We start from the raw sequence: 13,891 nt of genomic DNA on the forward strand, positions 1-13,891 counted from the left end.
GCGATATCGACCGTCCGATTGTGACGGGGTGTACCTATAACGGCCTCAACCGCCCGCCTCTTAATTTACCGCTGGAGAAAACCCGTACCACCTTTAAAACCCGGACTCTCGGAGGGCAGGGATTTAATGAACTGCGCTTTGAGGATAATAAAGGAAGAGAGGAAGTGTTTATTCATGCTCAGCGGGATATGAATAGCCAGATTCTCTGGGACAAAACCACGCAGATAGGCCATGACCAGCAAACAGAAGTGGCGCATAACCGCACGGCGATAATTAAAAACGATGATGATGAAGCCGTGCAGGGCGGCCAGACGCTTGAAGTTGGTCAAAATCAAACGGTGACCATTAAAGGTCAGCAAGCCCTTTCCATTGGTAAAAGCCATCAATTAAACATCGCCGATAACCAGCAAATTACCGTGGGTAAACATATCACGGTGCACTCTGAAAGCGGGCAAATCATCATTGGGAACGCAGGCGGGCAGATAGTTATTGACCCGATGGGCAATATCCGCATCGAAGGGGTCAGCATCACCATGACTGACCATATTACTGGCAAGAAATCCGCCGGTGCGCTGTTTGACTACTCCGCCCGCTATACCCTGCTCAGTGAGCACAGCGATAAGCCGCTGGTGAATGTCCCCTACACCATCACCACCGGCGATGGTCAGGTCATCCCGGGTAAAACTGACGCACTGGGCAGAACAGTGACGGTGCAGAGTGCGGCAGAAGAAAATCTGCAACTGCGTTCACCAGAAAACCCACCGAAACCGAAGCAAACCTTATATCAGGCCAGTGATAACACACCGGTAGAGCATGTTATGGAATTTACGGAGGAATAAGTATGGCAATATCCAACAACGGCAAGATGTGCCCGGCTGTCACATCAATCACCTGTACGATGGAAATAGGGGTCTTTCCCGCCGATGAAGATCCCTGTTATTTGGCGAGAAAAGCCGAATACGCTCTGCGTTTGCCGGCAATGATCGTCACCAAAATGGGCGCTATTCGCTTTCTTAATCAAGTCATTATGAGTGGGTTGATTAAGGTTGAGGAGCTTAAGCATGACTTTTTATGGCCCTATAAAGCGGAAGTGGTGTTTGCTATCCGGGGGAAGAAGGATGTTCCTTTGCCTATGCTGGCGACCAGTCTGGCCTCTAAACAGCTTTATGGCGATAACTTACCGCAATCCAGTAATCCGTTCGCCCGGCCTTCTGCCGACGACGCGGAGAAATTTGGTGTTGTTAGTATCCGTCGGCCCGATATTATTTTGGTTAAAGATGAGACTCTCCGTTGGCCGGGCAGAAATGCCACCTACTTCGATGGTTCTGTGCACCCTGATAATCTAAAGATGTTGATTGAGGTGAAATTTCCGGGGGATGAACTCACTAAAGGGCAACAAACTGATTACATTCAGATTGCGACCGAAGACCGCTTTGGTGTGATGCGTATCGACGATAACCGCACAGAAGAGCAAAAACAGTATGATGAAGCGTGGCGAAAACTTTATCAGCCCGGTTCCCAGCACTATAAAAATCCCATTCCACTGGCCCCGCTGCCGCCCGGTTCGCCGCCTGATGATGAAGCTTTACCCGCTCCTCCCGCAGAGGGTGTACCGGGGACTATTCCGCAACCTCTGACAAAAAATCCACCGCTTCTCAGCACTTCCCGCTGGTCGTTTTTACCCAGCTATGAAGACTGGGTTGTCCTCGGGCAGGAGGTGGCGGGTTTAGCCGATAATGGGTTGAATTATGTCCGCGACAGTACCCGGGAGCTTCTTGCCCAGTTTGGTTCATGGCTCAATCAAACCGGCAAGTGGGTGTGTGAAGAAATTATTGACCCGATAAGCCATCAGGCCAGCTACGCATTTTCCTGGGTCAGTGAACAAACGGGAAAAATCGTGACCTGGACGGAGAGTGAGATAAAAGCCCGGTGGCAGACTGTGCAACAGGGTTCAGATATCACCCTGGAAGAGCTAAAAAACATTAGCTGGATGCAAATATTAAAAGAGGTGGGTGAAGGGATGCTGGAAATGGTGGTGATTATTGCCGGTGTTGCTGTTGTTATCCTGGTCACCCTTGCCGTCGCTGCCGCATTGATTGCACTGGTGGAAATTTTAGCTGCCGCTGCCGCAGTTAGCGCCGCCGCGTTAGCCGCCGTCCTGGCAATATTGGCGAGTGTGACATTCGCCACCGCTTCATAATTAACGGAGAGAAAATATGGAAACTGTAGATTACTTTGCCCAATTGAAATCACAACTGACTGCGTTTACCTTCCTCAATGGCGATGGGCTGACCGTTTCCCGTCTTGGGATTTCTATCACTCTGTTTTTTAAACAGGGCTACACTCAGGAAAAAAAGCAACGCATTCTGGCCTGCTACCGCCGTTTTCGGGAGGAATTCGGTACTCACCTGCGTTTTCACCGTCATGAGCTGAAAGGGTTAAGAAAATATTCCCCGGAAAATATTGCTAAAGTTGAGGAGGGTATTCTTAATCAGAAAAAAAACCAGCTTTCTAGCTGGGATGTTAGTGACGCTAGAAATCTTTATGAAGCTCCACGCTATCTGATGCATTATCTGGATTCCCGAGAAATTGATGGTGACGATGATAGCTCCTACCTGAGTCTGGTACTGCCCTGGGATTATCTGAAAGAGCAAGAGGGTATGACCCGGTTTATAGACTGGCTGGATTTTTTGTGTGAACAGCTTGAACCGGACAGTGGTGACTGTGGTTACTGTCTGGTCCTGCCCAAAGATTACTATGACTATTTTCCTTTAGAGTACCAATTGGCGCAACGTTACCCTTCCCTGCAAGTGAACTCCGCAGTGCACACAGCTAAATTACAGTATGAACACTCTATCCGTGGCATTAACTGGATCACCCTGCTATCCAAACGCTTTGTAAACCGACTGGGTGGGGAATTCTGGATACGTCAGGTGCTGCGCCCCTACCGGGATGTGGTGATTAGTTCTTATTCCAATGGTCTGATTATCCGGGCCGGTCAATACCCGAACTTAACGCCACTGCCGGGCAGTGTCCCGGAGAGTTATTTTGCTATTAACCAACTGATACGTCCGATACGGGTCATTCCCCGTGAAGGCCATTCCCTGCACTTCTATGGTGAAGGGCATTTTAATTCAACTTCCACCTTGGCTTGGTATGCCCGTTATGACCGTGGACCGCTACAAGTGACCCCTTTGAAAGGTGACCATCCGGCACTGGTCAGCGGGATCTGGCAAACCGATAGCCTGCCGGGCCAGCAGTACTTCTTTGCTCAGGGGGCGATGTCTTTTGATGTTGAAGGTGCAGAGACGGGCACAACCCTCTGGCATCTGGTACGGGAAGCGGCAAGTATGTGGGAATAACAGATTATCCACCGACTCATCACTCACGGAGAATATGATGGAAACTTTAGACAACTTTGCCCAGTTGAAATCACAACTGACCGCATTTACCTTCCTCAATGGCGATGGACTGACTGTTTCTCGTCTGGGTCTCTCGATTACCCTGTTTTTTAAACAGGGTTACACCCTAGAGAAAAAGCAACGCATTCTGGCTTGTTACCGGCGTTTTCGGGAGGAGTTTGGTACTCAACTGCGTTTTCATACTCATGAATTAAAGGGGTTAAAAAAATATTCACCGGAAAATATTGCCAAAGTCGAAGAAGGAATCCTAAATCAGAAAAAAAATCAGCCCTCTAGTTGGGATGTTAGTGACGCTAGAAATCTCTATGAAGCCCCTCGCTATCTGATGCATTACCTGGATTCCGATGAAGCTGATGGTGACGACAGTAGCTCTTACTTGAGTCTGGTATTGCCCTGGGATTATCTGAAAGAACAAGAGGGCATGAGCCGGTTTATGGCCTGGCTGGACTTTCTGTGTGAACAACTCGAACCGGACAGTGGGGACTGTGGTTACTGTCTGGTGCTGCCCAGAGATTACCATGACTACTTTCCCTTAGAGTACCAGCTAGCGCAACGTTACCCTTCATTGCAGGTTAATTCTGCTGTTCATACAGCCAAATTACAGTATGGACATTCCATCCGTGGCATTAATTGGATCACCCTGCTGTCCAAACGATTTGTAAACCGACTGGGTGGGGAATATTGGATACGTCATGTGCTGCGTCCCTACCGGGATGTGGTGATTAGTTCTTATTCCGATGGCCTGATTATCCGGGCCGGTCAATACCCGGACTTAACGCCACTACCGGGCAGTGTCCCGGAGAGTTATTTTGCTATTAACCAACTGATACGCCCAATACGGGTGACACCTCGTGAAGGCCATTCATTGCACTTCTATGGTGAAGGGCATTTTAATTCAACTTCCACCCTGGCCTGGTATGCCCGTTATGACCGGGGACCGCTACAAGTGACCCCTTTGAGAGGTGATCATCCGGCACTGGTCAGCGGGATCTGGCAAACCGATAGCCTGCCTGACAAACAGTACTTCTTTGCTCAGGGGGCGATGGCTTTTGATGTTGAAGGTGCAGAGAAGGGCACAACCCTCTGGCATTTAATACGGGAAACGGAAAATACAACGGAGTAAATAATGCGTAGTGTAGTGGAAGGGAAAAAAATTATCCTTAAAGGTGATACCACAACAACCGGAGGCGAGGTTTTAAAGGGTTCCGATTTGGTAAATCAACAACTATCGGTTGCCTGTAAAGGTGACCCGGTGTTTTGTCCCGCCTGTAAACAAACCGGCGCTGTTGCGGAAGGTTCTAACTTGTTCAATATACAAGGAATACCTGTCGCGCTGGAGGGGCACCTTGTTAATTGTGGTTGCCCGACCGGCGATTGTCGATTAAAGGTACGGTCATAACTATCAAATGCTAAAGCCTTTAATTCAAATACCCATAAAACCAGAGCAGGTTTTAAACTGTGATTAAAAGTTGTTTTTTTAACGTATGATTTTAATCGGTATCTGGTTTTAATCTTTTTTTATCTTTTGGATATTAGTTTTTTGCTAAATTTAAACATCATGATATATCGTAGTTTTACGTTTAAATGAGCATTAATCATATCCGATTTATTTTGACTGACACTGTTTTACCGACATGGTTTTACCAATGTTGTTTTACTAATATTGTTTTACTGGCAATTCTGCGAGCTTTTATAAATTATCACCTTTTGTTTTTTCGTGGTTAGCTTGGTCTCTTTTCCCGCTTTTAAAACCACACTGATAGATAAAAAAGGGGTTTTTAACAATCGCCCCGTAAATCCTGACCTAATGCGAGGGTTTACGGCGGTTTTTGCCAATCCCTATTTTTCTGGCTTGCGCCACGCCAGTACTCAGAGCATAAAGGCGGCTCACAAATTCATAGTTAACAAACAATCCTTTCCCTCCATCGACTTAGTCATCCGACAACTCGCTAAATTTGTTAGCTTTCTTGCAGATTTAGTTGATTAATTTGCACAACCTGCCTTTCCTGCACATCATATAAATTATTTCATTAACCATTATCCATTAACGAAAACTTATGATTAGAGTTGCACTTATTGACGACCACGTCGTTGTCCGTTCCGGCTTTGCCCAACTACTCGCGCTTGAAAAGGATCTTGAAATCGCCGGGCAATACGCCAATGCCAAAGAAGCTTGGTTGGGTTTACTCAGAAACCCGATTGACGTTGCTGTGATGGATATCGATATGCCCGATGAAAGCGGTTTACACCTGCTCACCCGGTTACGGCAAAAACGGCCTGATTTTCGTACCATTATTCTCAGTATTTATGACACCACGGCATTTGTACAAAGCGCGCTGGATGCCGGTGCCTGCGGCTATCTCACCAAACGATGCGGCCCGGAAGAATTAGTACAAGCAGTACGTTCCGTACATCAAGGCGGTTGCTACTTGTGCGCCGATGCACTAAAAGCACTGCGTCAGACACCACAAGAGATTAAAGCACTGCAAGTTCTGACGCCCAGAGAACGAGAAATATTTTCTCTACTTATCAATGGCATCAATGTTAAAACTATCGCAGAACAACTCAACCTCAGTCATAAAACAGTTCATGTTCATCGTGCCAATATTCTTAGCAAACTCCAGTGCGATAGCACTATTGATCTGGTTCATTACGCTCTGCAACACCAGATTCTAACGGGGAACTTATGAACAGAGGATCACGATTTGGCCTGATATCACTTTTTCTGCTGTTTTTCTATTCACTGAGTTGGCTTGCTCTGTGGACTATCAGCTTCTACCTGAATGATAACGGGCAACAAGCGGCACTGCTTTTGCCACAAGGGTTGCGGCTGGCACTGTTTATCCTACTGGGGCGTCGTTACTTACCCACCTTATTAGCCACTGAGATTATTATTTTGCTATGGCTCGGCAGTGAACAACTTATTACTCACAATATCATTCTGTTATCCCCCTTTCTCAGCCTAATACCTGTCCTTACAGTGCAGCAATTCTGGGAGCGCTATACTCTGTATTGGCAGCGGCTCTCGATTCTGCTAGTCGGCGTAGCCGCCAATAGTGTGTTACAGGCCGTTTGTCTGGGGTTTACGCTGACTGTCGGTGCCAGCCATCTGTTTCTCACCTCGATAACCGGTGGCGTTTTGCTGTCACCTTTTGTTTATCTGATCCATGAATATCTGCGTCAGCAACATTTAAGAAATATGCTGCAACCGAGTGATCCTGATCCGCAGTTACGCCCTTCCTTGTTGATGTGGTGCTGTCTATTCTGCTTGCTCGGGTTAAGCGCCCAGATCTTTATGTCACCAGAAATTGAGAATCTTTTAATCATTCTCATATTTATTCCCAATGTCTTTATGGCCTACCGTTACGGTTGGCAAGGTGGCGTACTGGCGGCTCTGTTAGGCAGTCTCATGATTACATCAGCTCGGCAATTCAGTGGTACTTTTAACGACTTAAGCGAACTGGAAATGTTCCTGACCATTCAGTCCTTATTAGGCATGGGCTTAGGGATAGCAATCAGCCGTCAGCAACAGCTCGCTGAAAATTTGCAACGTTACCGTGAATTGCTAGAACGGGAGTTAACCGCCCGCCGTATCCTGATGAAGAAACTGATTCACACAGAAGAAAACGTTTGTAAAAGCATTGCCCGCGAGTTACATGATGAAATTGGTCAGAATATTACCGCCATTCAAATTCAGGCAACGCTGATAAAACGTACCGCCGCTACCCCGGCAACAGAGATGATCGCAGGGCAGATCAATCATCTTGCCCAACAGATTCATCAATCCACACGTCAATTATTACGCCAATTGCGCCCACCGGTTTTAGAAGAGATGTCTTTAGAAAAAGCACTTCACCATTTGATCCATGAACTTGCATTTAAAGAACAAAATATCGATTGCCAGTTGGATTACCAGCTTCCTCAAAATCCAACGGATGAAACGGTGGTTTTTACCCTTTACCGCTTGGTTCAAGAGTTACTGAACAATATCAGCAAGCATGCTCAAGCGACTCGAATCGCTATCATCCTGCGGCAATACCGGGATGTGATCGAACTCAGAATTAGTGATAACGGCATCGGCATTGCAGAAGACAAAATAAAAGGCGGATTTGGCCTCCAGGGTATTGAAGAACGTATCCGTGCATTAGGGGGAGATTGGCAATTAAGTAATGATAACGGCACACGCATAACTGTTAACTTGCCCACAAATTCTGATGAAAATCAGGCATAAATAAGAATTATTCCTATTTTCCTAAAACCTTACCCCATCCATTTTCATTAATTTTTCTTTACATTTTCTTTTCATGGAGGAGTCTCGTATGCAAGCCACCAGCCAGGAACAGATTTCACAACACTATCGCCGCTGGCGTGGTCGTCTGCTAATTTCCATGATCATTGGCTATGCCGCATTTTATCTGACGCGAAAAAGCTTTAACTTTGTCATGCCCGTTATGCAATCGGAATTAGGACTGGATAAAGGGCATATCGGCTGGATAACCAGTCTGTTCTATCTGGCTTACGGCAGCTCAAAATTTATTTCCGGCGTATTTCATGATCGCACCGGTTATCGCTGGTTTATGGGTGCCGGATTAGTGATGACAGGTGTGTTAAACATTATCTTTGCTTTCTGCTCATCATTTTCCGCACTGCTGATCATCTGGACACTAAACGGCTTCTTTCAGGGATGGGGCTGGCCGCCCTGCGCCAGATTGCTGACACACTGGTATTCCCGCAATGAGCGCGGCTTCTGGTGGGGATGCTGGAATACCTCCATTAATATTGTCGGTATTACCGTCCCGATGTTATCCGCTTTTCTGGCGACAACTTACGGCTGGCAAACAGCGCTGATGATGCCGGGAATTATCGGCATTTTATTAGGTATCTGGCTCTGCCATCAGTTATGCGACATACCACAACAACAAGGTTTGCCCAGTGTAGGACAGTGGCGGCAGGATTTACTGGAGCTTCGACACGAACAACTATCGCCCCCCATGCCGATGATGCAGATACTGCGGGATACGATCTTAACTAACAGAACTATCTGGTTGCTAGGATTCTCCTACATTCTGGTCTATCTCATCAGAATGGCGATTAACGATTGGGGAAACCTATGGTTGTCGGAAACACATGGTGTCAATCTGCTCAGTGCCAATGCGACGCTCTCACTGTTTGAACTCGGTGGTTTAACCGGTGCACTGTTTTCTGGTTGGGGATCTGATTTACTGTTCCGCGGCCAACGCGCCCCAATGATTCTCCTGTTTGCTCTTGGACTATTCGTAGCTGTCACCGCATTGTGGCTGACTCCCATTCATCACTACGCGCTGTTGGCAGTCTGTTTTTTTAGTATCGGTTTTTTTGTATTTGGCCCGCAAATGCTGATTGGGCTGGCCGCTACAGAATATTGCCATAAACAAGCCGCCGGTACCGTCACGGGTTATCTGGGTTTGTACGCCTACCTGGGCGCGGCAATCGCAGGCTGGCCGCTAAGTCAGGTGGTTGCCCACTATGGCTGGTCAGGGATGTTTGCCCTGCTCACCGCCGCAGCCGCCATGATGGGTTTGCTGTTAATGCCACTGTTAATGGCAGACGTTGGTAAAAGGGAACATGGAGTAGCCTCGCTACTTTCTAATAATAAGCAGTTTTGAATACTAAGGATAAGACAATGAAACTGAAACCTCTCTCTACACTTATCGCAGCCGGTCTGGTCGTTGCTGCATTTACCAACAGCGCTCAAGCCGCCGGGCGATTGATCGTTTATTGCAGCGCCACTAACGCTATGTGTGAAACCGAAACCAGAGCATTCGGTGAAAAATACAATGTAAAAACCACTTTTATCCGTAATGGCTCAGGCAGTACCTTGGCAAAAATTGAAGCCGAAAAACGCAATCCACAAGCGGATGTCTGGTACGGCGGTACTCTGGACCCACAATCTCAAGCGGGAGAGATGGATCTGCTAGAACCTTATAAATCCCCTAATCTGGCGCAAATCATGCCACAGTTCCGCGACCCGGCTAAACGTAAAGGCAACTACAGCTCCGCCGTTTATGTCGGTATTCTGGGCTATGGCGTCAACACTGAACGTCTAAAAGAGAAAAATCTGCCGATTCCAACCTGCTGGAAAGATCTCACCAAGCCGATATATAAAGGCGAAATTCAGATTGCCGATCCTCAAAGTTCAGGCACGGCTTACACTGCATTAGCGACCTTTGTTCAGTTATGGGGCAAAGATCAGGCATTTGATTATCTGAAAAAACTAAACACCAATATTTCTCAGTACACCAAATCCGGCATTGCCCCAGCACGAAATGCCGCTCGTGGCGAATCTGCGATTGGCATCGGCTTCCTGCATGATTACTCATTGGAAGTAGAAAATGGCGCACCACTAAAACTTATCGCGCCATGTGAAAGCACCGGTTATGAAATCGGCGGCGTAAGTATCATCAAAAATGCCCGCAACATGGACAACGCCAAGCTGTTTGTTGACTGGGTGTTATCCAAAGAAGCACAAGAATTGAGCTGGAAGAAAGGGAAAGCTTATCAAATCCTGACCAACACCAAAGCGAAAGCGGCTCCTTTGGCACTTAAATTATCGGATCTGAAACTGATCAATTACGACATGGATAAATATGGTGCCAGTGATGTACGCAAAGAGTTAATTACCAAATGGGTGACAGAAGTGAAAATGGCTAAATAAAGCCAGTCAAGGGCGGATCACCTCCGCCCTTAGAAGCTATCCGTCAGGCTACTTTATGTTTCCGCACCAATGGATAGCTTCTTACTGCTGCTACCACACAATAATAAAATAGAGGGAAATTATGTCTCACGCCTTTATTCTGCCTATCAGACAAAAGCAGGATGCCGTGTTCTGGTGGGTTGCTCTGATGTGGCTGGCCTTCGCGCTTTTGCCATCATGGAGCCTGGACTATGGCCTATTCGAATCTACTCAAGATGAACTGCTCGCCGCCTACGGCTGGAACGGATTAAACATCAGCTTACTGTGGTTCCTGCTGCCCTCGGCGTTGCTGCTACGTCCGCTCACACCAGCAAACCGCAATCAGTATAGCCGCCACTATTTTGATGCAGGTTATGCCTTATTATGCGCGCTATTTGTGGTTATCAGCGCAGCTATTATCGGTCGTGGGCTGGGCTACTCCACGATTTTCCTGTTTATCTCGCTAGGCGCGATTATTACTCTGGCCCTGTCTCGCCTTGAATGGTTAGGTGGTGATAGTTTTGTTATCGGTTCATTAGTCGCGGTTATTGCCCTCATCGGCCTATTTATCCTTTATCCGAGTATTGCCATCTTTATTCCGATGTTTACGGATGACGCCGGTCAGTTTGCCCCATTTGCTTTTATATCGATCCTAGGGCAAGCACATATTATTCAGGTTATCATCAACTCTGTTTTGCTTTCGCTGGCGGTTGGCGCAGGTTGCACCTTCTTCGGGCTGGTACTGGCAATTTATACCGCTCGAATCGCCCGCCGCTCCGCGATTATCGGCCGGGTATTCTCCATCTTACCCATCGTCACACCACCGTTTGTTGTTGGTTTAGGCGTCACCCTGATGATGGGCCGTTCCGGCTATATCACTGAATTTATGGCAACCTGGTTTGGCCTAACCAACACCAACTGGCTGTATGGCTTTACCGGCATCTGGCTGGCGCAAGTTCTGGCCTTCACGCCAATGGCCTTTATGATCCTTGATGGCGCTATCAAAACCATCCATCCCTCATTGGAAGAAGCGGCTTATACTCTGCGTGCCAATCGCTATCAGACGTTCTTCAATGTTTTTATCCCACTGTTGAAACCGGCACTGGCGAACTCTTTCCTGATTGTCATTGTCCAGTCACTGGCGGATTTCAGTAACCCATTGGTACTGGGCGGTAGCTTTGACGTACTGGCGACCCAGATCTATTTCTATATCACCGGTTCTCAACTCGACTATCAAGCCGCCAGTACTCTCGGCGCTTCGCTGCTGGTTTTCTCGCTACTGGTCTTCTGCGTGCAATACCTGTGGATTGGTAAACGTTCCTACGTCACGGTTTCCGGCAAATCCTACCGTGGTGATGTACAACCGTTGCCAACTTCGCTGATTTGGGGTGTCTGTGCCATCCTATTTATCTGGGTTGTGTTCAACATTCTGTTATACGGCAGCATCTTTTACGGCAGCTTCACCGTCAACTGGGGCGTGGATTACACCCTGACCTTCGATAACTTTATCAAACTGTTCGGTCAAGGTATGCACGACGGCGCATGGCCATCATTACTGGATACCCTGCTCTACGCCGGTATCGCGGCCCCCATTACCGCCATCCTCGGTTTGCTAATTGCCTACATTGTCGTACGTCAGGAATTTCGCGGTAAAAAAACCATCGAATTCACCACCATGCTGTGCTTTGCCGTACCGGGCACCGTCGCCGGGGTTTCCTACATTCTGGCCTTCAACGATTCACCTTTTTATCTCACCGGAACGGCGGCAATCGTCATTATCTCCATGACCATGCGCAATGTACCGGTGGGTATTCGGGCAGGGATTGCCGGTCTTGGACAAATTGATAAATCACTGGATGAAGCTTCACTCAGCCTGCGTGCCGGATCGATGAAAACCATCTTCCATATACTGTTGCCCTTACTACGCCCGGCGATTTTATCTGCACTGATCTACAGCTTCGTTCGTGCGATTACCACCGTCAGCGCGATTGTCTTCCTAGTCACCCCAGACACCCGCGTAGCAACCTCTTATATTCTGAATCGGGTGGAAGATGGTGAATACGGAGTGGCTATCGCTTATGGCTCGATCCTGATTGTGGTTATGCTGGCCATTATTTTCTTATTTGACTACCTGATTGGCGAAGCGCGGATCTCGCGTTCCAAAGCCAAAAATACACAGTAATCACGGAGTGACGACATGACACAACAAAATTTTGTCGAACTGAAAAATGTAACCAAACGGTTCGGTAGCAACACCGTGATCGATAATCTGGATCTCTCTATTCCGCAGGGACATATGGTGACACTGTTAGGGCCATCCGGCTGCGGCAAAACCACCGTATTACGTCTGGTTGCCGGGCTAGAGAAACCTAGCGCAGGTAAAATTTTCATTGACGGTGAAGACGTCACAGATCGCTCTATTCAGCAACGAGATATCTGCATGGTCTTTCAGTCCTATGCCCTATTCCCGCATATGTCACTGGGGGAAAATATCGGTTACGGGTTGAAAATGCTAGGGCGGCCTAAAACAGAAATACGGGAACGGGTTAAAGAGGCGCTGGAGCTGGTGGACTTAGGCGGCTTTGAAGATCGTTACGTAGACCAAATCTCCGGCGGTCAACAACAGCGTGTCGCTCTCGCTCGCACGCTGATCCTCAAGCCTAAAGTGTTACTTTTCGATGAACCGCTGAGTAACCTTGATGCCAATCTGCGCCGCAGTATGCGCGAGAAAATCCGCGAATTACAGCAGCAATTTAATATTACCTCGCTATACGTTACCCATGATCAAAGTGAAGCATTTGCCGTTTCCGATGCGGTACTGGTGATGAATAAAGGTAAAATCATGCAAATTGGCACGCCACAAACACTCTATCGCCAACCGGCGTCTGAGTTTATGGCAAGTTTTATGGGAGATGCCAATATCTTCCCGGCGACTTTGGGTACTAGTTATGTTGAAATTTTCCAATATCGCCTGCCACGACCAGCAAACTTCACCACCAACCGGCAATCGGTAACGGTAGGCGTCAGACCGGAAGCGATTACCCTGAGCCATCAAGGAAATAGCAGCCAACGCTGCACCATTAGCCATGTGGCTTACATGGGGCCACAATATGAAGTCACAGTCGATTGGCAAGGGCAAACTCTGTTGTTACAGATTAACGCTACCCAATTGCAACCCGATGTTGGCGATAATTATTATCTGGAAATTCATCCGTTTGGAATGTTTATTTTGACCGAGAAAAGCAGCAGTTAATTTGATTACAAAAAATTCTAACTTTTAGATCAAGAGGCCGCCAAATGGCGGCCTGAGAAAGATGATTTAGAAGGTTAAAAATACGTTGCCGCAGAACTTTTGCAGTATGATGATAAAAAATGCTCGAACCGGGACTTTTAGTAGAAGTGAAAGTAAGCACTAAATTGGACGAAATGCTTAGCTTTGCAAAAGAGCTGGAAGAGGCTGGTATTTCTAACGGTGATTTAACCAAAAAACTTGAAGCTAGAATTCAGGTTCGCAATTTAAGTAAACATATAGCTAAAGCTCGCCCGATGTCTGGAGATGAAATCAAAAAATTACGCGACCGTTATAACATTTCTCAAGCTAGTTTAGCTCTGGCGCTTAATATGACGAAAGAAAGCGTATCGAAATGGGAGCGTGGTGAAATTAAGCCCAATGGGGCAGCATTAAGAATGCTAAACCTCATTGATAAACAAGGATTGAAAATTATCACTGCTTAACATAACCATTAAAGGTACCTTT

12 protein-coding genes are annotated in these 13,891 nt (G+C 47.2%); all 12 read left to right on the forward strand.

The annotated features are described in order from the left end of the window. Nucleotides 1-839: bacteriophage T4 gp5 trimerisation domain-containing protein (locus EAE91_RS18120; RefSeq protein ID WP_422615664.1), on the forward strand; the 839-nt coding region annotated here is incomplete at its 5' end. Between the two features lie 2 nt (nucleotides 840-841). Then, nucleotides 842-2,200, forward strand: a complete 1,359-nt coding sequence (locus EAE91_RS18125) for a VRR-NUC domain-containing protein (protein WP_214089699.1) — start codon at nucleotides 842-844, stop codon at nucleotides 2,198-2,200. A gap of 16 nt (nucleotides 2,201-2,216) precedes the next feature. Next, the gene (locus EAE91_RS18130) at nucleotides 2,217-3,362 is read left to right on the forward strand and encodes a DUF3396 domain-containing protein (RefSeq protein WP_214089700.1); all 1,146 of its coding nucleotides are present in this window, start codon (nucleotides 2,217-2,219) and stop codon (nucleotides 3,360-3,362) included. 37 nt (nucleotides 3,363-3,399) lie between these two features. After that, entirely contained in the window at nucleotides 3,400-4,545 is a 1,146-nt protein-coding gene (locus EAE91_RS18135; protein ID WP_214089701.1) for a DUF3396 domain-containing protein, read from the forward strand. Nucleotides 4,546-4,548: 3 nt separating this feature from the next. After that, on the forward strand, nucleotides 4,549-4,821 hold the full coding sequence (locus tag EAE91_RS18140) for a PAAR domain-containing protein (protein ID WP_214089702.1): 273 nt from the start codon (nucleotides 4,549-4,551) through the stop codon (nucleotides 4,819-4,821). 658 nt (nucleotides 4,822-5,479) lie between these two features. Next, nucleotides 5,480-6,112, forward strand: coding sequence for a response regulator transcription factor (locus EAE91_RS18145; protein ID WP_214089703.1), 633 nt, complete (start codon nucleotides 5,480-5,482; stop codon nucleotides 6,110-6,112). Beyond that, nucleotides 6,109-7,653 (forward strand): MASE1 domain-containing sensor histidine kinase, encoded by a 1,545-nt coding sequence (locus EAE91_RS18150; protein ID WP_214089704.1) that lies wholly within the window; start codon nucleotides 6,109-6,111, stop codon nucleotides 7,651-7,653. Before EAE91_RS18145 ends, EAE91_RS18150 begins: the two co-directional genes overlap by 4 nt. Before the next feature lie 73 nt (nucleotides 7,654-7,726). Then, nucleotides 7,727-9,067 carry an MFS transporter family glucose-6-phosphate receptor UhpC gene (gene uhpC / locus EAE91_RS18155; RefSeq protein ID WP_214089705.1) on the forward strand — a complete coding sequence of 447 codons (1,341 nt, stop codon included), beginning with the start codon at nucleotides 7,727-7,729 and terminating at the stop codon, nucleotides 9,065-9,067. 17 nt (nucleotides 9,068-9,084) lie between these two features. After that, nucleotides 9,085-10,116 carry an ABC transporter substrate-binding protein gene (locus EAE91_RS18160; protein WP_214089706.1) on the forward strand — a complete coding sequence of 344 codons (1,032 nt, stop codon included), beginning with the start codon at nucleotides 9,085-9,087 and terminating at the stop codon, nucleotides 10,114-10,116. Nucleotides 10,117-10,237: 121 nt separating this feature from the next. Continuing rightward, nucleotides 10,238-12,316 (forward strand): ABC transporter permease, encoded by a 2,079-nt coding sequence (locus EAE91_RS18165; RefSeq protein ID WP_214089707.1) that lies wholly within the window; start codon nucleotides 10,238-10,240, stop codon nucleotides 12,314-12,316. Nucleotides 12,317-12,331: 15 nt separating this feature from the next. After that, nucleotides 12,332-13,387, forward strand: a complete 1,056-nt coding sequence (gene fbpC / locus EAE91_RS18170) for a ferric ABC transporter ATP-binding protein (RefSeq protein ID WP_214089708.1) — start codon at nucleotides 12,332-12,334, stop codon at nucleotides 13,385-13,387. Between the two features lie 119 nt (nucleotides 13,388-13,506). Next, complete coding sequence (locus EAE91_RS18175) at nucleotides 13,507-13,869, forward strand: helix-turn-helix domain-containing protein (protein ID WP_214089709.1); 363 nt, start codon at nucleotides 13,507-13,509, stop codon at nucleotides 13,867-13,869. Nucleotides 13,870-13,891: the final 22 nt, after the last annotated feature.

Origin of the sequence: Photorhabdus noenieputensis (genome assembly GCF_018448935.1) — a bacterium.
Taxonomy (GTDB): domain Bacteria; phylum Pseudomonadota; class Gammaproteobacteria; order Enterobacterales; family Enterobacteriaceae; genus Photorhabdus; species Photorhabdus noenieputensis.

Bases quoted from the DNA above. Each gene is read 5' to 3' on its own strand.
- EAE91_RS18125 (WP_214089699.1), top strand. From the start codon at position 842: ATGGCAATATCCAACAACGGCAAGATGTGCCCGGCTGTCACATCAATC.
- EAE91_RS18130 (WP_214089700.1), top strand. From the start codon at position 2,217: ATGGAAACTGTAGATTACTTTGCCCAATTGAAATCACAACTGACTGCG.
- EAE91_RS18135 (WP_214089701.1), top strand. From the start codon at position 3,400: ATGGAAACTTTAGACAACTTTGCCCAGTTGAAATCACAACTGACCGCA.
- EAE91_RS18140 (WP_214089702.1), top strand. From the start codon at position 4,549: ATGCGTAGTGTAGTGGAAGGGAAAAAAATTATCCTTAAAGGTGATACC.
- EAE91_RS18145 (WP_214089703.1), top strand. From the start codon at position 5,480: ATGATTAGAGTTGCACTTATTGACGACCACGTCGTTGTCCGTTCCGGC.
- EAE91_RS18150 (WP_214089704.1), top strand. From the start codon at position 6,109: ATGAACAGAGGATCACGATTTGGCCTGATATCACTTTTTCTGCTGTTT.
- uhpC (WP_214089705.1), top strand. From the start codon at position 7,727: ATGGAGGAGTCTCGTATGCAAGCCACCAGCCAGGAACAGATTTCACAA.
- EAE91_RS18160 (WP_214089706.1), top strand. From the start codon at position 9,085: ATGAAACTGAAACCTCTCTCTACACTTATCGCAGCCGGTCTGGTCGTT.
- EAE91_RS18165 (WP_214089707.1), top strand. From the start codon at position 10,238: ATGTCTCACGCCTTTATTCTGCCTATCAGACAAAAGCAGGATGCCGTG.
- fbpC (WP_214089708.1), top strand. From the start codon at position 12,332: ATGACACAACAAAATTTTGTCGAACTGAAAAATGTAACCAAACGGTTC.
- EAE91_RS18175 (WP_214089709.1), top strand. From the start codon at position 13,507: ATGCTCGAACCGGGACTTTTAGTAGAAGTGAAAGTAAGCACTAAATTG.